The 18320-nt window shown below is 67.0% G+C and carries 23 protein-coding genes and 3 pseudogenes; 14 read left to right on the top strand and 12 right to left on the bottom strand.

Features of this window, described 5'->3' with window-relative positions; all coding sequences use genetic code 11:
* Positions 1-42: 42 nt before the first annotated feature.
* Positions 43-882: a mycofactocin-coupled SDR family oxidoreductase gene (locus tag RCP80_RS24275; RefSeq protein WP_308480117.1), complete on the top strand. Its 840-nt coding sequence runs from the start codon at positions 43-45 to the stop codon at positions 880-882.
* 49 nt (positions 883-931) lie between these two features.
* Positions 932-1612 carry an alpha/beta hydrolase family protein gene (locus RCP80_RS24280; protein ID WP_308480118.1) on the top strand — a complete coding sequence of 227 codons (681 nt, stop codon included), beginning with the start codon at positions 932-934 and terminating at the stop codon, positions 1610-1612.
* 21 nt (positions 1613-1633) lie between these two features.
* Here the strand turns inward: RCP80_RS24280 and RCP80_RS24285 are convergent, their stop codons facing one another.
* Positions 1634-2050 carry a PIN domain-containing protein gene (locus RCP80_RS24285; RefSeq protein WP_308480119.1) on the bottom strand — a complete coding sequence of 139 codons (417 nt, stop codon included), beginning with the start codon at positions 2048-2050 and terminating at the stop codon, positions 1634-1636.
* Positions 2051-2052: 2 nt separating this feature from the next.
* Positions 2053-2292, bottom strand: coding sequence for a DUF6364 family protein (locus RCP80_RS24290; protein ID WP_308480120.1), 240 nt, complete (start codon positions 2290-2292; stop codon positions 2053-2055).
* A 137-nt stretch (positions 2293-2429) separates the two neighbouring features.
* Between RCP80_RS24290 and RCP80_RS24295 the strand changes: the two genes are divergently transcribed.
* Positions 2430-2621, top strand: coding sequence for a hypothetical protein (locus RCP80_RS24295; protein WP_308480121.1), 192 nt, complete (start codon positions 2430-2432; stop codon positions 2619-2621).
* An 8-nt stretch (positions 2622-2629) separates the two neighbouring features.
* On the opposite strand, the gene RCP80_RS24300 is transcribed toward RCP80_RS24295, so the two are convergent.
* The gene (locus tag RCP80_RS24300; RefSeq protein ID WP_308480122.1) at positions 2630-3553 is read right to left on the bottom strand and encodes an IclR family transcriptional regulator; all 924 of its coding nucleotides are present in this window, start codon (positions 3551-3553) and stop codon (positions 2630-2632) included.
* Positions 3554-3656: 103 nt separating this feature from the next.
* Between RCP80_RS24300 and RCP80_RS24305 the strand changes: the two genes are divergently transcribed.
* The gene (locus RCP80_RS24305) at positions 3657-5369 is read left to right on the top strand and encodes a thiamine pyrophosphate-binding protein (protein WP_308480123.1); all 1713 of its coding nucleotides are present in this window, start codon (positions 3657-3659) and stop codon (positions 5367-5369) included.
* Between the two features lie 102 nt (positions 5370-5471).
* Positions 5472-5825 (top strand): VOC family protein, encoded by a 354-nt coding sequence (locus tag RCP80_RS24310; protein WP_308480124.1) that lies wholly within the window; start codon positions 5472-5474, stop codon positions 5823-5825.
* Positions 5826-5858: 33 nt separating this feature from the next.
* Here RCP80_RS24310 and RCP80_RS24315 read toward each other — a convergent pair whose 3' ends face one another.
* On the bottom strand, positions 5859-6422 hold the full coding sequence (locus RCP80_RS24315) for a TetR/AcrR family transcriptional regulator (RefSeq protein WP_308480125.1): 564 nt from the start codon (positions 6420-6422) through the stop codon (positions 5859-5861).
* Between the two features lie 219 nt (positions 6423-6641).
* Between RCP80_RS24315 and RCP80_RS24320 the strand changes: the two genes are divergently transcribed.
* Complete coding sequence (locus RCP80_RS24320) at positions 6642-8111, top strand: amidase (protein ID WP_308480126.1); 1470 nt, start codon at positions 6642-6644, stop codon at positions 8109-8111.
* 7 nt (positions 8112-8118) lie between these two features.
* Here RCP80_RS24320 and RCP80_RS24325 read toward each other — a convergent pair whose 3' ends face one another.
* Positions 8119-8568 (bottom strand): hypothetical protein, encoded by a 450-nt coding sequence (locus tag RCP80_RS24325; RefSeq protein WP_308480127.1) that lies wholly within the window; start codon positions 8566-8568, stop codon positions 8119-8121.
* 97 nt (positions 8569-8665) lie between these two features.
* Between RCP80_RS24325 and RCP80_RS24330 the strand changes: the two genes are divergently transcribed.
* Together RCP80_RS24330 and RCP80_RS24335 are read left to right on the top strand one after the other, a co-directional pair.
* Entirely contained in the window at positions 8666-9760 is a 1095-nt protein-coding gene (locus tag RCP80_RS24330) for an NADH:flavin oxidoreductase (protein WP_308480128.1), read from the top strand.
* Positions 9761-9892: 132 nt separating this feature from the next.
* Positions 9893-10318, top strand: a complete 426-nt coding sequence (locus tag RCP80_RS24335; RefSeq protein ID WP_308480129.1) for a DUF1801 domain-containing protein — start codon at positions 9893-9895, stop codon at positions 10316-10318.
* A 41-nt stretch (positions 10319-10359) separates the two neighbouring features.
* Here the strand turns inward: RCP80_RS24335 and RCP80_RS24340 are convergent.
* From RCP80_RS24340 to RCP80_RS24365, 6 genes and pseudogenes are all read right to left on the bottom strand, one after another.
* Positions 10360-10557 (bottom strand): annotated as a pseudogene (locus tag RCP80_RS24340) (hemerythrin domain-containing protein); the annotation flags it as partial.
* A pseudogene (locus RCP80_RS24345) lies at positions 10553-10814 on the bottom strand (MBL fold metallo-hydrolase); the annotation flags it as partial. The pseudogenes RCP80_RS24340 and RCP80_RS24345, both read right to left, overlap by 5 nt.
* A 17-nt stretch (positions 10815-10831) precedes the next feature.
* Positions 10832-11509: an IF2 family translation initiation factor gene (locus RCP80_RS24350; RefSeq protein ID WP_308480130.1), complete on the bottom strand. Its 678-nt coding sequence runs from the start codon at positions 11507-11509 to the stop codon at positions 10832-10834.
* A gap of 25 nt (positions 11510-11534) precedes the next feature.
* Positions 11535-12092 (bottom strand): CsbD family protein, encoded by a 558-nt coding sequence (locus RCP80_RS24355; RefSeq protein WP_308480131.1) that lies wholly within the window; start codon positions 12090-12092, stop codon positions 11535-11537.
* Between the two features lie 177 nt (positions 12093-12269).
* Entirely contained in the window at positions 12270-12752 is a 483-nt protein-coding gene (locus RCP80_RS24360; protein ID WP_308483007.1) for a hypothetical protein, read from the bottom strand.
* Between the two features lie 26 nt (positions 12753-12778).
* Positions 12779-13318: pseudogene (locus RCP80_RS24365) on the bottom strand (alcohol dehydrogenase catalytic domain-containing protein); the annotation flags it as partial.
* Between the two features lie 145 nt (positions 13319-13463).
* Here RCP80_RS24365 and RCP80_RS24370 point away from each other — a divergent pair.
* Positions 13464-14813: an APC family permease gene (locus RCP80_RS24370; RefSeq protein ID WP_308480132.1), complete on the top strand. Its 1350-nt coding sequence runs from the start codon at positions 13464-13466 to the stop codon at positions 14811-14813.
* A 309-nt stretch (positions 14814-15122) separates the two neighbouring features.
* Positions 15123-15383: an STAS domain-containing protein gene (locus RCP80_RS24375; protein ID WP_308480133.1), complete on the top strand. Its 261-nt coding sequence runs from the start codon at positions 15123-15125 to the stop codon at positions 15381-15383.
* A 15-nt stretch (positions 15384-15398) separates the two neighbouring features.
* Here the strand turns inward: RCP80_RS24375 and RCP80_RS24380 are convergent, their stop codons facing one another.
* On the bottom strand, positions 15399-16046 hold the full coding sequence (locus RCP80_RS24380) for a GAF and ANTAR domain-containing protein (protein ID WP_308480134.1): 648 nt from the start codon (positions 16044-16046) through the stop codon (positions 15399-15401).
* A 141-nt stretch (positions 16047-16187) separates the two neighbouring features.
* Here RCP80_RS24380 and RCP80_RS24385 point away from each other — a divergent pair, with 141 nt between their 5' ends.
* The 4 genes from RCP80_RS24385 to RCP80_RS24400 all read left to right on the top strand — a co-directional run bounded on the left by RCP80_RS24385 (position 16188) and on the right by RCP80_RS24400 (position 18307).
* On the top strand, positions 16188-17123 hold the full coding sequence (locus RCP80_RS24385; protein ID WP_308480135.1) for an NAD(P)/FAD-dependent oxidoreductase: 936 nt from the start codon (positions 16188-16190) through the stop codon (positions 17121-17123).
* 101 nt (positions 17124-17224) lie between these two features.
* Positions 17225-17626: a phage holin family protein gene (locus tag RCP80_RS24390; RefSeq protein WP_308480136.1), complete on the top strand. Its 402-nt coding sequence runs from the start codon at positions 17225-17227 to the stop codon at positions 17624-17626.
* Positions 17616-17984 (top strand): DUF3618 domain-containing protein, encoded by a 369-nt coding sequence (locus RCP80_RS24395; RefSeq protein ID WP_308480137.1) that lies wholly within the window; start codon positions 17616-17618, stop codon positions 17982-17984. The genes RCP80_RS24390 and RCP80_RS24395 overlap by 11 nt, the downstream gene beginning before the upstream one ends.
* A 32-nt stretch (positions 17985-18016) precedes the next feature.
* Complete coding sequence (locus RCP80_RS24400; protein ID WP_308480138.1) at positions 18017-18307, top strand: DUF4235 domain-containing protein; 291 nt, start codon at positions 18017-18019, stop codon at positions 18305-18307.
* The last annotated feature ends 13 nt before the right edge of the window (positions 18308-18320 follow it).

Consider the following 18320-nt stretch of genomic DNA (forward strand, 5'->3'; position numbering starts at 1 on the left):
ACGGGCGATCGCTTGCCGGCGTCCAAGGAATCGAGGAGCGTCATGGGCGGACGAGTCGAGGGGAAGGTCGCGTTCATCACCGGCGCGGCGCGCGGCCAGGGGCGTAGTCACGCCGTACGACTGGCCGAGGAAGGCGCGGACATCATCGCGATCGATGTCTGCCGGAAGATCAGCAGCGACAGTCGAATTCCGTCGTCCACCCCCGACGAGTTGGCCGCAACCGCGGACCTGGTCAAGAACCTCGGCCGTCGCATCGTCACTGCCGAGGTCGACGTCCGCGACCACGACGCGATGAAGGAGGTGGTCGACAGCGGCGTCGAGCAGTTGGGCCGGCTGGACATCATCGTGGCCAACGCCGGGATCGGCAACGGTGGCCAGACGCTGGACAAGACCAGTGAAGAAGACTGGGACGACATGATCGACGTCAACCTCTCGGGGGTCTGGAAGTCGGTCAAAGCCGCTGTCCCCCATCTGATCTCCGGCGGAAACGGCGGATCGATCATTCTGACCAGCTCGGTGGGCGGCCTGAAGCCCTACCCCCACACCGGCCACTACATCGCCGCCAAGCACGGCGTCATCGGGTTGATGCGGACCTTCGCCGTCGAACTGGGTCAACACTCGATCCGGGTCAACGCCGTCTGTCCGACCAACGTGAACACGCCCCTGTTCATGAACGACGGCACCATGAAGCTGTTCCGTCCCGATCTGGAGAACCCCGGCGTCGAGGATCTCAAGGTCGCCGCGCAGTTCATGCACGTGCTTCCGGTGGGGTGGGTCGAACCGATCGACATCAGCAACGCGGTGCTGTTCCTGGCTTCGGATGAGTCCCGCTACGTCACCGGACTTCCGGTCACGGTGGACGCGGGCAGCATGCTGAAGTGATGCCGTCGGCCCGAGGTGTGGCCGGGCCGATTCCGGGCACTCTCCGAAGATGAACACCGTCGAGTACACCACCGGCCGCTTCGCCGACGTCTTCGGAGAAGCCTCGGGCCCCACGGTCCTGCTTTGGCACGGCACCCAGACCGACGCCCGGGCCACGGTCCGTCCGCTCGCCCAATTGCTTGCCGACCGCGGGCTCGGGGTGGTGGCCCCGGACTGGAACTCGCACGCCGCGGACCGTGGGCGCTCCGACCTGTTGAGCTCCGTGGAATTCGCACGTAGCCGATCCGACCGCCTGGTGCTGGTCGGCTGGTCGCTGGGGGGCGTCGCGGCGGCCGGCCTCACCATCGGGGCCCCCGAGTACGGCGTCGACCTCGCCCACACTGTGTGCCTGGCCGGGGCGTTCATGGTGCCCGACCCGATTTCGGGTGAGCAGCTGAGGCCGCAGTTGTCCGGAGAGCGCACCGGAGCCCCGTTCACGTTGCTACACGGCTTGGCCGACGACGTGGTGCCGGCGCAGACCAGCCGGTCCTTCGCCGCCGATCTCGACCAGGCGGGCTGGCCGGTGCGACTCGTCGAGCTCGAAGCCGATCACGGCAATATCGCTGGGGCGCGGTACGACGCGGCGGCGGACCGCTATGAGCCCGCGCACGACCCGGCGACGCGCCAAGTCGCCGGCACGGTAGCCGACCACATCGCCGGCGTGGCGATGGAACCGCCGGCTACGGGCTGACGACGAGACGTTCCGGGACGGTCACGTGGGAGAGAAGGGGTTGGCCAGCCGGACCCCTTCGATCACCTGCCCGTCGTTGAGGTCCTCGGTCCATAAAGTGTCGCAACGTAATTCGGTTGCGCTGCGCACGATCATGGCATCCCAGAAGGAGAGCTGATGACGACTCGACAGCATCGCAGCGGCAACAACATCGTCGGCCAGCGGCGAGTGGACTCGCCAGCGTGACAAGCTGTTCAATCTGTCGATTGCAACTCCAGAGGCGATCGTCTTGGCGACCTTGCGCGTCGCGTTGACGTAGAACTCCTGTAATACCTGGACGCTGATCGCTCCGCGACGCTCGCGCCACAGCCGATCCACGAGAGCCTGGGACATCTCGTGCTTTTCACCCGCTGTCGCATCGTATGCATAGAGCAGAATATTCGTGTCGACGAACTCCACGGTCAGCGCTCGTGGAGTTCGTCGCGGGACCACGTGATCGGCCCCACCCGCAGATCGAGGCCGTCGCTCATCAATCGACGCTCAGCCGCCCAGACCTCGTCATAGTCACGCACATCGCCGACTAGCTGCTCCAGCAGGCGCGCAACCAGGCTCGATACCGACGTATCGCGCTGAGCGGCCAGCACCTTCGCGCGGCGAACCAACTCCTCTGGCATCGACAACGTGATGTTCTTGGTTGCCATGTGATCCAGCGTAGCACTGAATCACAGGCACGAACTTCGAGTATCTCGGGAGGTGTCCGCGCCAGCATTGGCACATCGTCGGCCGCCGCGAGTCCATCTACTGATTCAAAATCGTGAACGCGGGAACTAGTCATAGCATGGCCACGTATCGAGTTCTCAATCCACACGGTGATGTCGTCGACACCAAAGACATCGAAAGCGCCGACGACGCCCACGCTTGGTTTGTCGACCAGAAGGCAGATCCCGAACTGGGCTGGCGGATGGAAGTGCGCTCAGACGACGGCGACTGGGCCTTCTTCGACAGCAGCGAAGGCGACCGCAAGTACTAGGTGACTAGTCACCGCTCCGACGGCGGCACACCCCCGATGCGCGCCGTGATGTCCGCAGCCGCGTCCCGGATCTGCTCGCCGAGTTCCATCACGCGGTCACCGGCCAGGGGTTCCGGCGCATCGACCAGGCTCAAGACCAGCGCCGCAGCGGACTCGGCGTTGAAGACCGCGGCGCTGATCGCGACCACCCGGTAGGACAGCTCGGGGTGGATGTCGCGCAGCAGAGAATCTGCGTGTGGGCTCCCCGTGAGCTCCCGCAGAGTCGGCCCGGCGGCGAGACTCTGCAACGACAAGGCGTGCTGTCCTCGTTGCTGTTGGACCACCTCGGCAACGCCGGTGCCGTCTCGGGAAAGGTGTTCGACCGCATATCCGCGCTCCCTGATCAATTGCAGCGCAGACGAATAGGCGCCTTCGAGGATGCCGGCTGCGATACCGAGGTCCCGCTCGCCCCGTGCGTGCCATTGCCCGAGTTGATAATCCGGCAGCCACGCGGCGGCCACGGCTCCCAGCGGCGGAGCGAAGTCGACCCGGTCGCCGAGCCGAAGACCCAGGCTCCCCCGGCGCCCGCTCGCGGGCTGGATGATCTCGGCGACCACCAAGTCGGCGGCCGACGGGACGAAACCCAGACACACCACGTCGGCCGCGTCGGCGAGCGCATGCATGGCGTCGCGGGCGTGGTCGACCACGTCGATGGCCCCCGCCGCGGCCTGGCCGACCGGGATCAGCGCCGGGCCCAGCTGATAGGTCTTGTGACGAGGGTGGCGCACCAGCCAGCCGGCCCTGGTCAATGCGATGACCATCGGATAGCAGGTTGCCTTCGCGGTCCCGAGGTGTCGAGCGATCTCGGCCAGGGTCCGGCCCCGGCCGGGCTCGGCCATCAGCAGATCCATCAGCAGCAAGATCCGCTCGGTTTGCGGCGATTCACGCACCATTGTTTGCACTATGCCAACAGTGGAACGCACTATGCAACTTCGCTATGGTCGAGGCGGCGTCACGACGTGACGCGGCACACGAACGTAGAAAAGAGTGAGACCAATGTCGGTCACCGGTGGACAGTTGCTGGCCCAGGCGCTCGCCGACGCGGGGGTCGACGATGTATTCACGCTGCACGGCGGTCACCTCGACGCCTTCCTGGTCGCCTGTGGCGATGCCGGGATCCGACTGACGGACACCCGCCACGAATCCAGCGCCGGCCACGCCGCCGATGCCTATGCGCGCGAAACCGGCAAGTTCGGGGTGTGCGTCGTAACCTCGGGACCCGGCTTCACCAATGTCTACAGTGCGCTGGCGAACGCCTTCCTGGACCGGGTGCCCACGCTGTTCATCGTGGGGGCGCCGCCGCTGCGGGAGACCGAAACCAACCCGCTGCAGGGCGGTTTCGACCAGATCGCCGCCGCCGCGCCGGTCACCAAATGGTCGCACCGGGTTACCGACCCCGCGCGCATTCCCGAACTGGTGGCGCTGGCCGTGCGCAAGGCCACCTCCGGTGCGCCCGGCCCCGTGCTGCTGGAGATCCCGATCGACGTCATGTTCTCCGAGGCCGAGGCAGACCGGGTGCGCCGCCCCACCAACTACGTGCTCGACAGCCGCACCGCGCCGGAGCCCGCGGCAATCGACCGCGCACTCGAAGTCCTGCACAGCGCGCAGCGGCCGGCCATCCTCATCGGCGGCGGCGTCGTGTTCTCCGGCGCCTCCGAGGCCCTGGTGCAATTCGCTGAAACCGTCGGCGCCCCGGTGTATTACCCCGGCAAGGCCGACGGCGCCATCCCGGCCAGCCATCGCCTCGCCGCCGGCGGGTTGCTGGCGCTCAGCGCGCTGCCGATGGCGGGCCTGGACACCCCCGACGTGGTCTTCCTCGTCGGCACCCGGTCGGGCATGTTCACCGGCGGGCGCGCCAGCGTGTTCCCCGGCGCCCGCATCGTGCAGATCGACCTCGACGCCTCCGAGATCGGCCGCATGCACGACGTTGAGGTACCCATCGTCGCCGACTGCCGGGCCACCCTGGAGGCGTTCAACGCCAAGGCAGCCGAACAGGATTGGCCCGACTGGTCGTCGTGGGTGCAGGCCGCCACCGGCATGCGCGCCATGCACACGGCGCTTTACACCGACGAGGCCACCTCCACCGGCAAGCCGCACCCCTACTTCGCCGCCCGGGCCGTCGTCGAGGCCTGTCCGCCCGACACCATCTTCGTCCTGGACGGCGCCGAGGCTCCGCAGTGGGCCGAATTCTTCACCACCGCCGAGGAAGTCGGTCAGATCCTGCGGTTGGGTTACCTCGGCTGCCTCGGTGTCGGTCCCGGCTTCGCCATCGGCGCTCACCGCGCCCGGCCCGATGCGCCGATCGTGCTCATCACCGGCGACGGCGCCGCTGGTTTCCACATCCAAGAGTTCGACACCATGGTCCGGCACCGCATCCCCGTCGTCACGGTCGTGTTCAACAACGCGGTCTGGGGCATGTCCATCCACGGGCAGCAGGCGGTATACGGCCAGCCCGGCGTGGTCGTGACCGAACTGGCCGAGACCCGCTACGACCAGGTGGCCCAGGCCTTCGGCGCGCACGGCGAGCATGTCAGCTCGGTCAGCGCGATCCCCGACGCCATGAAGCGTGCCTTCGCCGCCGGCGGACCGGCCTGCATCAACCTCGAGGTCGACCCGGAGATCGTGCACCCGATCACCACCATGATGCTCGGCGATGTCAACGCGACAGACGAGATCGTCGTGCCGTACTACGAGAACATTCCGCGCTGATCGACGACTGCTATCTAGCTGTGTATCAAGCAGATCCGGCTGCGTTTCGCCAGCGCACGGTTTCGTCCTAGTCTGTTACGAAACCTGACTGTAGGAGGGGCCGTGCCGGACCATGAGGTTCGAATGATCGTGCTGTCCACCGATGATCTCGATGAGTCGATCCGGTTCTACAGCGAAACCCTGGGCATGGCCGTGAAGTTCCGCGACGGCGCCCACTTCGCCGCGCTGGATGGCGGATCGGTGACCCTCGGGCTGGCCACGGCCGTGGACCATCCGATACCCGGTCAGGTCGTCGTCGGCATCAAGACGACCGACGTCGACGGCGCCGCCAAGGCCGTCGAGGCGAGCGGCGGCGGCATCGTCAAGGGCCCGTACGACGACGCGCACGAGCGACGCGCGGTGGTGTACGACAACAAGGGCAACGGGCTGGTCTTCTACAGTCCGCTGGCGCGCTGAACACGCCCGCGAAACCTTGGACGACCCAGCGGATCAGGGGCGGGGCGGTTTCGTTCGCAGCGTCGCCCTGGAACTGATGAGTTCGGTCAGCACCAGGTAGAGCGACCTACGTAAGTCCTCGATGTCGGGCAATGGTTGGGTCTGCTGGTACCCGGTGAGAACGAACATCCCCAGCCGCGCCAGGCTGTGCGCTTCGAGCGGATCGTCCACGAGTCGCAGCACCATCTCGAAGGTGACGCGGTACCGCTGCTCATCGACAGCGGCCTGGATCCGACGAACCTCCTGGTCACTGTGCGACCACGCCCGAATCGACGCCTCGGCACGGTGCGGCAGTTCGCAGGCGAAATCGACGAGGACGGCAACGGCCTGCTCGGCGTCGTCGTATCGGCGAGCAGCGTCGGCGAGCAGGACGGTCCGCTCGTCGAGCCAGAACTCGAGCAGCGCGGTCTTGAAACCCGCCCAGCTCTTGAAGTAGTGATAAAAGGACCCGGTCGTGACATCCAGTCGCCGACATAGCGGCGCCATCTTCAGTCCGCCGTGTTCGACTTCCCCGAGGATGTCGATCGCCGCCGAAAAATAATCCCTACGCTCAACCACCTTGCGAATTATCCACGCCGTGATCCGCACTCCCGCTTGGGCGACCTCGAATCCCCCGAAGCCGACACCGCAACGGGCGGGTTGGTCGAGCGGCACCTACTGTCCCCGCTTCGGACCCGGAGTGAACGTGATCGGCATTTGGCCCGGATCGAGTCCTCCATCTTCGCCACCGCGCGCGGGGACCGCCCATGACGGCTGGCCTGCGTTTACGGTCGAGGCGTGAACATCGACGAATACCGCGCGTACGACGCCACCGGGCTGGCACAACTGGTCGCCGACAAGGCGGTGACGGCGGCCGAACTGCTCGCACTGGCGCAGCAGCGGGCGGCGGCGGTCAACCCCCGGATCAACGCGATCGTCCAAGACGTACCCGCCGATCCCGGCCGGGGACCGGCCGGGCCGTTCGCCGGTGTTCCGTTCCTGATCAAAGATCTCGCGCAGGACTACGCGGGGCTGCCCACCTCGGCCGGGTCCCGTGCGCTGATGAGGCGGCCCGCGGCCGAACACGCGAGCGTCGTGCAGCGCTGGATCGATGCCGGGCTGGTGATCTTCGGTAAGACCAACACCCCGGAGTTCGGCGCCAAGGGCATCACCGAACCGGCGGCGTGGGGTTCGACCCGCAACCCGTGGGATCTGCACCGCACCCCGGGTGGGTCCTCGGGCGGGTCGGCGGCCGCGGTCGCCGCGGGCATCGTGCCGTGCGCCGGTGCCAGCGACGGCGGCGGTTCGATCCGCATTCCCGCGGCCAGTTGCGGTCTGGTCGGTCTCAAGCCCGGCCGCGGGTTGACTCCGTCGGGTCCCGCGACGGGCGAGTCCATGCACGGGGCGGCCGTACATGGGGTGATCTCGCGGACCGTGCGTGACACCGCGGCGATGCTCGACGTCCTGGCCGGGGGCGAACCCTGCGGGCCCTTTGCCCCCGCGATGCCGACGCAGCCGTTCGCATCATGCGTCGGGCAGGATCCCGGCCAGCTGCGAATCGGCGTGCGGGTCCCGACGGCGATCAACCCCGACCCGCACCCCGAGGCGTTCGCGGCGGTAGAAAACGCGGTGCGCACCCTGACCGACCTCGGGCACCACGTCGAAGAACTGCCACGGGCCCCGTTCGACGACGCCGCCCTTGCCCGGGACTTCCTGCTGACCTGGTTCGTCTACACCGCGTGGGAGCTCGCGGAGGCCAAGCGCGTGACGGGCGCCGGCGACCAATCCTTCGAGCGCGACACGCTGATTCTGGCCGGGCTGGGCCGGGCGACCAGCAGCGTCGACTATCTGGCTGCCGTGCAACGCCGCCACGAGCACACCCGCAAGCTCAGCACCTACTTCGAGTCCTACGATTTGCTGCTGACCCCGACGCTGGCGACCCCGCCGCCGCAGATCGGCGAGTTCGATCTGCCCGTTGCCTTGCAGCGGGGCGCGGACGTGCTGATCAAGACCCGCACCGCGGGCCTGCTGCGCTACACCAAGATCGTCGACGACATGGTCGACAAGAACCTGGCTTGGGTGCCGTACACGCAGTTGGCCAATCTCACTGGCCGCCCGGCGATTTCGCTGCCGTTGCATTGGACCGCGGACGGTCTACCCCTGGGCGTTCAGTTGGTGGCCCCGCTTGCCGGCGAGTCGCTGCTGATCCGGCTCGCTGCCCAACTCGAGGCGGCGTTGCCGTGGCGTGATCGCGTGGCCCCGATCTGAGCTCTGGTCAACCCCAGTAGGCGAAGCTGCAAGTGGGCCGCGGCTCGGTCACGAAGGACACCAGCTGATCGCCGTCGAAGGTGATGGTGCAGATGAGTTCGGCGTCGCCGCCGTCTGCGCTGACTTCGGTCTCCAGCTTTTCGTACACGTCGTACTGCTTTTCCCAGGGCAGGACCACATTCGTCTCGGTCTGCTCGGGGCCCTCGTTGATGCGGTAGCGGATCGTCACCCGCGCGTCGCCGCCTCGGACGGCCAGGACCGCGGTGCCGACGGGCGCACCGGTCGGGGCCGCCGGCGCCGCCTGCAACGTCGTGGTCTGAGTCGAGGTAGTGGTCGGGGAGGTCGCCGGCTCGTTCCCGGTTTCAGCCACCGGGGTGCCGGCGGTGCTGCCACATCCCGTCGCGACGAGGGCTACTGCACTGACGAAAACTCCGACGGCATGGCTCCACAGGCGCATGCCTCAGCCTACGATGCCGCGGGCCGGCGTCGGGACGGAAATTCTCGGGCCGGGACGCGGCGGAATCAACATCGGTGTCGCCGCGTTGCACTGATCCGTGGCTATCGCTGATCTCTTCCGACCCCTTGCCCTCCGCTCGCTGACGGTGCCGAACCGGTTCGCGATGGCGCCGATGACCCGGCAGGCCTCCCCGCACGGCGTTCCCGGCGCCGATGTGGCCGAGTACTACCGTCGCCGCGCCGCGGGGGGCGTGGGACTGATCATCACCGAGGGGGTGCGGCTGCCGGACCCTGCCGCGGCCTTTCCGTTCAGCATTCCAACGCTGGCCGGTGACGAGGTCCTCGCCGGCTGGCGACGCGTCGTAACCGCTGTGCACTCCGAAGGCGGGACCATCGCAGCGCAACTGTGGCATCAGGGCGGGGAACGCAGCGACTCCGACGGTGTCGTCCCGGTGAGCCCGTCCGGCGTCGACGGCCTTGGACAGCCCAAGGGCCGGGCACTCGAGCGTGGCGAACTCCCCCAGGTCGCCGACCTTTACGCCCGCGGCGCCGCAACCGCCCGCGAACTCGGTTTCGATGCCGTCGAGCTACACGGTGCCCATGGTTACCTGCTCGACGAGTTCCTCTGGGAGAAAACGAATCTGCGTACCGACGAATACGGCGGGCCGCTGGCGGCACGGACCCGTTTCCCGGCCGAGGTGGTGGCCGCGGTGCGCGAGGCCGTCGGACCGGATTACCCCATCATCTTCCGCTTCTCCCAGTGGAAGGGCACCGACTACGCGGCGAGCATCGCCGATGACCCGACACAGCTGCAGGAACTGCTCGCGCCGCTGGTCGACGCCGGGGTCGACGCATTCCACCCCTCCACGCGCAGGCATTACGTGCCCGGCTTCCCGGACCACGACCCCGAGTTGAGCCTCGCCGGGTGGACGAAGAAGCTGACCGGGCTGCCGGTGATCGCAGTCGGTTCGGTGGGCCTGGAGACGCAGTTCCGCAGCGAGAAGCAGGGGCAGCTCATCCAACCCGCGCCGGTTGACCGCCTGGTGAATCAGTTCGAGGCCGGCGAATTCGACATCGTGGCGATCGGACGGGCGCTGCTCGCCGATCCCGCGTGGGTGAATCGCTTGCGCGACGGCGAGTTGGATCGCTTCGCCGGGTACAACCCGGAAACCGCGCTGGCCGCGCTCGCCTGACCTGGCGCCCAAAGGTGAGATTGGGTCGCTTGGGGCGAGTGGCTTTCGGCATTTCGTCGAACTCGGCGACCGTCAATGCGAGATCCGGCATAGTTGCCCGCGGGACGCCGAACTCTCAGCGGAGGTGCATCGATGACCGATCGCGAAAAAGCCAAACAACCGAAGTTACTTTCGGGCGGCAACCCGCAGATCCCCAAGGGGGAGGGCGACGGTCCGGTGCAGGACTACATCGCCGCCATGCCCGAGTGGAAACGGGGCCTGGGTGAACGTCTCGACGACCTGATTGCGCAGACGGTTCCCGACGTGCACAAGGCCGTGAAATGGAACCAGCCGTTCTACGGCAAGCCGGACGGCGGGTGGTTCCTGTCGTTCCGGTGTTACACCAAATACGTTCAGGTGCAATTCTTCCGGGGCAGCTCGCTGAACCCGCAACCACCGAAGTCGTCCAAACACGACGAGGTGCGCTACTTCGACATCCACGAAGACGACGAACTCGACGAGGCCCAGCTGCGGTCCTGGATCGAGCAGGCCAGCGAGCTGCCCGGCGAAAAAATGTGAGGTGGCCGCCGCCCAACGACGGCCACCTCACAGCTGCCAACTCAGTGGATCTGCGGATCCGGCGGATTCTCTGAAGCCCGCCCCGAAAACGCGTCCCGAACGTGATCGACGGTCGCGGTCACCATGCCCATGGTCTTCAGCACGGTCGGGTTCGGCGGGGTGTCCGGGTGCGGCCGAGCCGGCGCGATTCTCTTTGCCGCTTCAAGCTTTGCACCCAACTTCAGCAGTTTCTCCTGTGACGACGGGGAGCGAGTGGTCCAGGCCGCGCTGCGCGACCCGGTCCCAGTGATCGCCGTGCAGGTGCGACAGCACAATCGCATCGATGGGCGGCAACTCGGCCACCGTGAGCGCCGGCGGCTTCCGCCGCTTGGAGACCAGACCGTATCCGAGATAGGCACGCTGACCCTGATGGAGGAAGTTCGGGTCGGTGAGCACCGTGATGCCACCGGCCGAAATCAGGGTCGTGGCGTCCGACGAACGTGACCGTGAGCTCCATCAGGGATCAGCGTCGGATCAGGACTGCTTGGCCCGCTCCGATTGCCGCTTCTGCTTCTCGACGTCCGCCAGTTCCTCGACCCGATCGGCCTGCGCACGTTTGGTTTCGGCCGCCTGACGCTTCTTAGCCGCATCCTGGCGCTTGGCGTCCGCGTCCGCGGCGGCCTTCTTCTCCGCGGCCCGGATTCCGTCCAGTTCCCGCCGTTTGGTGGCTTCCACCGACTCCTTGCGGCGGGCAGCGACATCATCGGCCTGTTTCTTGGCTGCGGCGGCGCGGTTCTCCGCGGTGGTGGTCGCGGCGCTCTTGCGCTGCGCGGCCGTCGACTGTGCGTTTGCGACTGCCGTTTCCGTTGCGGCGCGGGCTTCCTGGCGGTCCTCGACCGCCGCGTCGCGGGTGGCCTTCAACTCGGCGTCTGCCTGCTCCTTCTTCTCGGCTGCCGCCGCATCGAGTTCCGCCGCGCGGCCCCGCACCTCGCTGCTCTTGGCCAGCGCCGCACCCTCTCGCATCAAGTCGGGCTCCGCCAAGGCGTTACCAACGGTGGCGTCCAATACGCCCAGCGAGCGCTCGTAGAACAGGCGGGCCGGTGCTTCTTCACCCATCCGCGACATCACGCGATCCCCGATGAGCTGTAGTGGAAAGCGGACAAGCTGATACTGGAACCGCAACACGGTGCGCGGAACTTCGATGATCTTCATTTGTTGACTCCTAGGGTTCGCGTGTTCAGGGACGGTCGGTTTGGTCGGACAGGGTGTCGGCACGTTGCCTGAGTCGCTCCGCTTCCGCACGGTCGGCTTCAGCCTCTTTCACCTCGTTGCGATGCTCGTCAACGGCGTCGACGACGTCCCGGGTGGCGGCGCGGACCTCGGCCCGCTCCTGGGCCTGGGCGCCCTGCACCTGCTGCTGAGCGTCGATTTCCGCCCGCACCTTCTCCTGCGCGGCCTCCTGACGGGCAGCCCGTTCGGCCTCCTGCTTCTGTGCGGCCTGCTGTTGTTCCACCGATTCCTCGACGGCTGCCGTGGTGGCGCTCACTGCACCCTGCGCGGTGGCGCTGCGCTGACGGGCCTCGGTCTCCTCGATCCGGGCAGCGGCAGCTTCGGCATCCGCGACCGCGTCAACCGTGTTGGCCTCTTTGCGTTCCTGGGCCTGCACCTGTTCGAGCTGGCCTTCTGCGGTCAGCGAGTCGTTGCCGGTAACCGCGCCGACGACTTCCTTGGCCTTGCCCTTGACGGTATCGATCAAACCCTTGCGGGCCTGGCCGGCCTTGTCGTGCTCACTCATACATTTCTCCTGTTGATTTTGGGGACGACGTCGCGGCGGTCAATACACGTGCGACGTCCCGATATCACCCACAACGCTGGGGCTCGGCCCTCTGCATGCTCGTTTTGCGCAATGTTCAAACCCGAGCGCGCCGGTCCGGGCGTGGTTAATGCTTCACCGCGGCCTTGCCGGCCTGGCTCAACAGCACCCCACCAGCACCCACGGCCCGGCGATGAGCAGCGGATCCATCAAGGTATGGGAGTTGTCGACGCGGGGAGTGCCCACGCGAGCCTTCCACCCGTTGTGGGTGAATTCACGTCTGATGCCGGTCTGTGTAATCGGGTTGTCCGGACGCAGGCTGACAAGCGACGCCACATGGCTCTCGATTGCGTTGATGCGGTCGGCACCCAACAGCAGCAGCCAGTGGGCGGCGCGCGCCTCGCTGTAGCGGTAGGCGTACCTGCGGACCATGCCGGACAGGCCCCGCGGTGGGGTGGCCGTGCCGAACACCGGTGTCAGGCGTTCGTGTTCGATCGACCGTTCCCGCGGCCACTTCTCCGGCTGCTGCTCGGGCAGGTCCCAGTGCGCCCCGGTGACGGCCGGATCGAACTTCAGCCGCGGGACCGACGGTCGGTCGTTGGGGTCGAGGTCGACACCCCAGCCGGGGATGCGGGCCCGCAGGGCATCGCTGTCCGGAACCGGGGGACGGTCTGCTGTTGCGCGAACGTCCGCGCCTTGGCCAGCCGATTCTCCAGGTAGTCGATCACGATGACGCGGCCCGCACCCATCAACCAGGCCGACTTCGCGGCGTACAGCCCGACCGGACCCGCCCCGAACACCGCGACGGTATCGCCTTCGGCGATGTCGGCGAGCTGGGCACCGAAGTAGCCGGTGGACAGGGCGTCGGTGCACAGCAGTGCGTCCTCGTCGTCCATCCAGTCCGGGATGACGGCGGGGCCCACATCGGCGAACGGCACCCTGACGAACTCCGCCTGCCCACCGTCGTACCCCCCGCACGTGTGGGAGTAGCCGTAGATGCCGCCGACGGCCGTAGCGTTCGGATTCACGTTGTGACAGTTGGAGTACAGCCCGCGCGCGCAGAAGTAACACGATCCGCAGAAGACGTTGAACGGCACCATCACTCGGTCCCCGCGTTTGAGGTTCTGTACCGACGGACCGACCTCCTCGACCACCCCGATGAACTCGTGGCCGAACGTCATGCCGACCCGGGTGTCCGGCATCGCACCCACGAAACGCGCCCTGCCACCGCCGATGTGCCCCCGCCTCCCGGATCGGCCCGGCGGCAGCTATGCATACCTGGGGCCCGCGAGGGGTACTCGGGACCGGCGCCGCCGCGGCGCTCTATGCCCACAAGCAGCACAGGAGGCGGGGATGGCATCGGCAGCGACGGCCAACGTACGGGAGGGCGGACCGCCCGAGAGCAAGCTCAAGCGCAAGATCACCGGGCCGCTGTTGTTCCTGTTCATTCTCGGCGACGTGCTGGGGGCCGGCATCTACGCCCTGATGGGTGTGCTGTCCGGCAAGGTCGGCGGCGCATTGTGGGCGCCGCTGTTGGTGGCGCTGCTCCTGGCGCTGCTGACCGCAGGCTCCTATGCCGAGTTGGTCACCAAGTACCCGAGGGCCGGCGGCGCGGCGGTGTTCGCCGAGCGTGCCTTCGGCCGGCCCCTGGTGTCCTTCCTCGTCGGGTTCTGCATGCTCGCCGCCGGCGTGACCAGTGCTGCGGGGCTGTCGTTGGCGTTCGCGGGTGACTACCTCACGACCTTCATCGACGTGCCGCCGATAGCGGCTGCGGTGGTGTTCCTGGCATTGATCGCCGCGCTCAACGCGCGCGGTATCAGCGAATCGGTCAAGAGCAACGTGGTCATGACGATCGTCGAACTGACGGGCCTCCTCGTCGTGATCATCGCCGGGGCCGTAGTGCTCGGCGGCGGTCGCGGCGACGTCGGTCGCCTCGGCGAGTTACCCGACGGATCGGTGCCGGCGGTCGCGATCCTGGCGGGGGCGATCATCGCCTATTACTCGTTCGTCGGCTTCGAAACCTCGGCCAACGTCGCCGAGGAGATCCGCAACCCAAGCAAGGTTTACCCGATGGCACTCTTCGGCGCCCTCATCACCGCCGGGATCGTCTACGTCCTGGTGGGGATCGCCAGTTCCGTGGTGTTGGCCCCCGAAGACCTGTCCCAGTCCTCTGGCCCGTTATTGGATGTTGTCGCCGCGTCCGGGCTCGGCTTTCCCGACTGGGCATTCAGCGCGATCGCGCTCATCGCTGTGGCCAACGGGGCGCTGCTGACGATGATCATGGCAAGTCGACTCGCGTTTGGAATGGCCGAACACGGCCTGCTCCCGGGGGTTCTCAGCCGGGTGTTGCCGCAGCGCCGCACGCCATGGGTGGCCATCCTCGCCACGACCGGGGTCGCCATGCTGCTCACGTTGGTCGGCGACCTTTCCACCCTTGCCGAAACGGTGGTGCTGCTGTTGTTGTTCGTCTTCATCGCGACCAACGTCGCAGTCCTGGTGTTACGCCGAGACAGCGTGGAGCACAGCCATTTTCGGGTGTGGACCGGCGTTCCGGTGCTGGGGGTGGCCTCCTGCGTCCTGCTGCTGACCCAGCAGACGGCCAAGGTGTGGCTGTTCGCGGCCATCCTGTTGGCCGTCGGTGTGGTGCTGTACTTCGCAGCGCAAGCCGCAGCGCAGCGTACCGTCGACGATTCGGCGTCCTGAGCACGCGACCTCGGGCGAAATCCTCGGCTCGCATCCCGCGGTTTTACGCCTTTCACCTGCATCCGGAACGGCAGCCAGGTAGGATGAGGGACGGTTCAGCAGCAGCCGTCCGGGTCGCGATCGCGACACATCGCCACCCACAGTTTCGACGCTGAGGCGATAGGGCTGACAGATATGACAGATATCCTCACCACGGATCCATTTGGGCGACGCTCCCGAGGGCGAGCTACTCCCCCGGGTACCGGTTTTCGCCGTGCGGAACCCGAAATAGCCACGGACTGGCAGGATTTCGACTTCGCACGGGTCTTGGTGTCCGGGGACATCGATGCGGCCCACACCTGCGAAGTGCGCGACTACGTGCTGAGCAAGGTGCTGGTCTGCCACCGTCTGGTTCTCGACCTCACCCGTGTACGGTTCTTCTCGTGCGAGGGATACCGGATGCTCGGGACGCTCAAACAGCGGTGCACCCTGGCTGATGTCGAGTTCAAGGTGCTCTACGGACCGCACGTGACAACCACCATCGGAGTCTGCGAGCAGGCCGACCAGCACGCACGCACCGCGGTGAACTAAGGGGCGTCGGCGAGGTCACCGCAGGCGGCTGTCGATCACTTTCTGCGCGATGTCGGCGAGCTTGATGTTGCTCTCTTGCGACAGTTGGCGCAGCATGTCGAACGCGCGCACGTCGTCGACGTCGAACCGCTCCATGATGATGCCCTTTGCCTGGCCGATCCGGTCCCGGCTCAGCAGCGCCGTCTCGAGCTGATGCCCGTGCTCGTTTGCCAAGATGGCCGCGGTGGCATGGGCGGCCAGCACGCTACCGACGGTCTGAGCGTCGCTGTCCCATACGTGCGGCTGAAATCCGAAGAGGTTGAGCGCCCCCGCGGTCCGTTCGGCGGTGAACAGTTTGAACGAGATACCGCTGAGCACACCGATTTCCACTACCGCCGGCGAATACTGCGGCCACCGTGTCTCCTGCCGGAAGTCTTCCGTGCGCACCACCAAATCGTCGAGTGCCGCCTGGATGCACGGCCCTTCGTTGAACTTCACCTGCAATTCGTCGAGACGCTCGGGTATGTCCGTGGTGCCGCCGAGGGACTCGAAACCGTTTCGACGAATCATCAGCACCCCCGCCGTGTCCACCCCCGGAATCAGCTCCACGGCCGCAGCTGTGACCTCGGCAAGCACATCCTCGGTCGCGCGTCGCGCCGCCGTCGCTCGGGCCAGCTCGGCCATTCGTGCCGCCAGGTCGCGATCCGATTGCGTCGCCATACTCCGCCCTTTCCCCTTTGGTCGGCCCGCTGCTCACGGAACGGGCGCGATTCTGGGCATCGAGTCTATGGTTTGGACTTCTGCGTTACTGGATATCAGCCTGCGATGGGCGCGGAATGGGATTGCGTCGTCGTCGGGGGCGGGGCGGCGGGTTTGAGCGCCGCATTGGTGCTGGGCCGGGCGCGGCGCCGGACCCTGATGATCGACGCCGACGCCCAGAGCAACCGCGCCGCCTCCGTCATCGGCGGACTGCTCGGTTACGACCAGCGGCCACCCGCCGAGTTCTACGAAGCCGGCCGTCGGGAGCTGAAGGCCTATCCCAGCGTCCAATACCGCCCCGGGGAGGTGCTGGACGGCACCCGGACCGTCGACGGGCTGGGGCTTCGTCTCGATGACGGTCACCGCGTCGCGGCCCGACGGGTGTTACTCGCCACCGGCATGCAGTACTGCCCGCCAGATCTACCGGGTCTGGCGGAATTGTGGGGCACGACGGTGTTCCAGTGCCCGTTCTGCCACGGGTGGGAGATGCGTGATAAGCGGCTGGCCGCGCTGGCAAACGGCGAAGAAGCGGTACACGCCGCGCTGATGCTCCGAGGCTGGAGCGACGATGTCGTCGCCGTGACCGACGGTCCCGCTGACCTCGACCCCCACCAGCGTCGACTGCTGCAAGACGCCGGTGTGGCCGTCGATGAACGCCGGCTCGTCGGCGTGGTCGGCAGCGCGGGCAAACTCACCGAGCTGACCTTCGCGGAAGGCCCGCCGTTGCCGCGCGACGGGCTGCTGGTGGAGGCCCCGCTGCAACAGCGGTCGCCGCTGGCCGAAAAGCTGGGCGCCAGTTGCACTTCCGGCCCGCTGTCGCCCGATGCGATCCGCGTCGACGAGCTGTTCAGGACGGATTCACCTGAGGTATTCGCCGCCGGTGACGTCTGCACCGAGCATCCGCACGTCGCAGGCGCAATCGCCGCGGGCTCCAATGCCGCGATGATCGTGGTGCAAAGCCTGCTCGCCGATGACGTCGGGCTGCCCTATCCGCCGTCCTGATTGCCGCGTGCACGTTTGGCCGACGACGGTACCGGGAACCTTCAGCCACAGTGCAGCGTGGCCGGTGGGGGTCCGCCGGCCAAGAGGGCAGGGAGGCCGAGATGCAACCGAAACCCGACGCCGATGCGCCGATCGGGGAGCTGATCGCGCAGTTGTCGGCTCAGACCACGCGGCTGGTGCGTGACGAGATGCGCTTGGCGCAACGCGAATTCACCGAATCGGCAAAACACGCCGGCCGTGGCGCCGGCATCATCAGCGCCGCCGGGATCGCGGCGATGTTCGGATTGGCCAGTGTGGTCACCGCCGCCATAGCCGCTCTCGCCCTGGCGGTACCGGTGTGGGCGGCGGCGCTGATTGTTGCCGCCATCCTCTTCGTCAGCGCCGGTATCGCGGCTCTGGTCAGCAAAAAACAACTCGAGCAGGCCTCCCCCACCCCGGAACGGACCGTGGCCAACGTGAAACAGGACATCGAGGAAGTGAAGGGCGCTCGACATGAACGCTGAGAACACACCCCCACCCGACCGCAACGACGAGCCCGGGGCGGACGCCGATATCGACGAGATTCAGGCCGACATCGAGAAGACTCGCGATGAACTCGGCCAGACCGTGGAAGCGCTGGCAGCCAAGGCCGACGTGAAGGCCCGGGCCGAGCGGAAGCTGACCGAGACCAAGGAGCGGCTCAGCGAGCAGGCCTCGCACACCGGCGAGGTAGTAGCCGACAAGGCGCACGCCGCCCAACTCGCCACCCGTGAAGCGCTCACCACCGACACCGGAACGGTGAAACCGGCGGTTCCGGTGGCCGCCCTGATCGCCGCAGGCGCCCTCATCATCGGCGTCGTGCTCTGGCGTCGTCGCCGCTGACCATTCCCTGCTTGCGAAAGGAAGCACATCCCATGCCGAACAAACCGAGCACGTCCGCGAAAATCCTGTACCGGCCCGTGGGCCTGGTGAGCTCGATGGTCGGCGGTCTGCTTGCCAGCGTCATCTTCAAGCAGGTGTGGCGGCGCGCCTCCCCGGGCGACAACTCCGATCCGCCCCAGCCGTTGGAAACCGAGTACCCGTTCAAGGAGATCTTGCTGGCCGCCGCCATTCAGGGCGCGATCTTCTCGGTGGTCAAGACCGTGATCGACCGGCAGGGTGCCCGGTTGTTCGAGCGGGCGACCGGTGAGTGGCCCGGTAGCTGACCTCGGCGTCCCC

Origin of the sequence: Mycolicibacterium sp. MU0053, assembly GCF_963378095.1 — a bacterium.
GTDB lineage: Bacteria > Actinomycetota > Actinomycetes > Mycobacteriales > Mycobacteriaceae > Mycobacterium > Mycobacterium burgundiense.

Excerpts from the sequence above, each read along its gene's own strand:
- RCP80_RS24280 (WP_308480118.1), top strand. The coding sequence starts at position 932 with ATGAACACCGTCGAGTACACCACCGGCCGCTTCGCCGACGTCTTCGGA.
- RCP80_RS24400 (WP_308480138.1), top strand. The coding sequence starts at position 18,017 with ATGCCGAACAAACCGAGCACGTCCGCGAAAATCCTGTACCGGCCCGTG.
- RCP80_RS24395 (WP_308480137.1), top strand. The coding sequence starts at position 17,616 with ATGAACGCTGAGAACACACCCCCACCCGACCGCAACGACGAGCCCGGG.
- RCP80_RS24325 (WP_308480127.1), bottom strand. The coding sequence starts at position 8,568 with ATGCGCCTGTGGAGCCATGCCGTCGGAGTTTTCGTCAGTGCAGTAGCC.
- RCP80_RS24385 (WP_308480135.1), top strand. The coding sequence starts at position 16,188 with ATGGGCGCGGAATGGGATTGCGTCGTCGTCGGGGGCGGGGCGGCGGGT.
- RCP80_RS24275 (WP_308480117.1), top strand. The coding sequence starts at position 43 with ATGGGCGGACGAGTCGAGGGGAAGGTCGCGTTCATCACCGGCGCGGCG.
- RCP80_RS24290 (WP_308480120.1), bottom strand. The coding sequence starts at position 2,292 with ATGGCAACCAAGAACATCACGTTGTCGATGCCAGAGGAGTTGGTTCGC.
- RCP80_RS24355 (WP_308480131.1), bottom strand. The coding sequence starts at position 12,092 with ATGAGTGAGCACGACAAGGCCGGCCAGGCCCGCAAGGGTTTGATCGAT.
- RCP80_RS24380 (WP_308480134.1), bottom strand. The coding sequence starts at position 16,046 with ATGGCCGAGCTGGCCCGAGCGACGGCGGCGCGACGCGCGACCGAGGAT.
- RCP80_RS24300 (WP_308480122.1), bottom strand. The coding sequence starts at position 3,553 with ATGGTGCGTGAATCGCCGCAAACCGAGCGGATCTTGCTGCTGATGGAT.
- RCP80_RS24295 (WP_308480121.1), top strand. The coding sequence starts at position 2,430 with ATGGCCACGTATCGAGTTCTCAATCCACACGGTGATGTCGTCGACACC.
- RCP80_RS24390 (WP_308480136.1), top strand. The coding sequence starts at position 17,225 with ATGCAACCGAAACCCGACGCCGATGCGCCGATCGGGGAGCTGATCGCG.
- RCP80_RS24335 (WP_308480129.1), top strand. The coding sequence starts at position 9,893 with ATGACCGATCGCGAAAAAGCCAAACAACCGAAGTTACTTTCGGGCGGC.
- RCP80_RS24350 (WP_308480130.1), bottom strand. The coding sequence starts at position 11,509 with ATGAAGATCATCGAAGTTCCGCGCACCGTGTTGCGGTTCCAGTATCAG.
- RCP80_RS24305 (WP_308480123.1), top strand. The coding sequence starts at position 3,657 with ATGTCGGTCACCGGTGGACAGTTGCTGGCCCAGGCGCTCGCCGACGCG.
- RCP80_RS24370 (WP_308480132.1), top strand. The coding sequence starts at position 13,464 with ATGGCATCGGCAGCGACGGCCAACGTACGGGAGGGCGGACCGCCCGAG.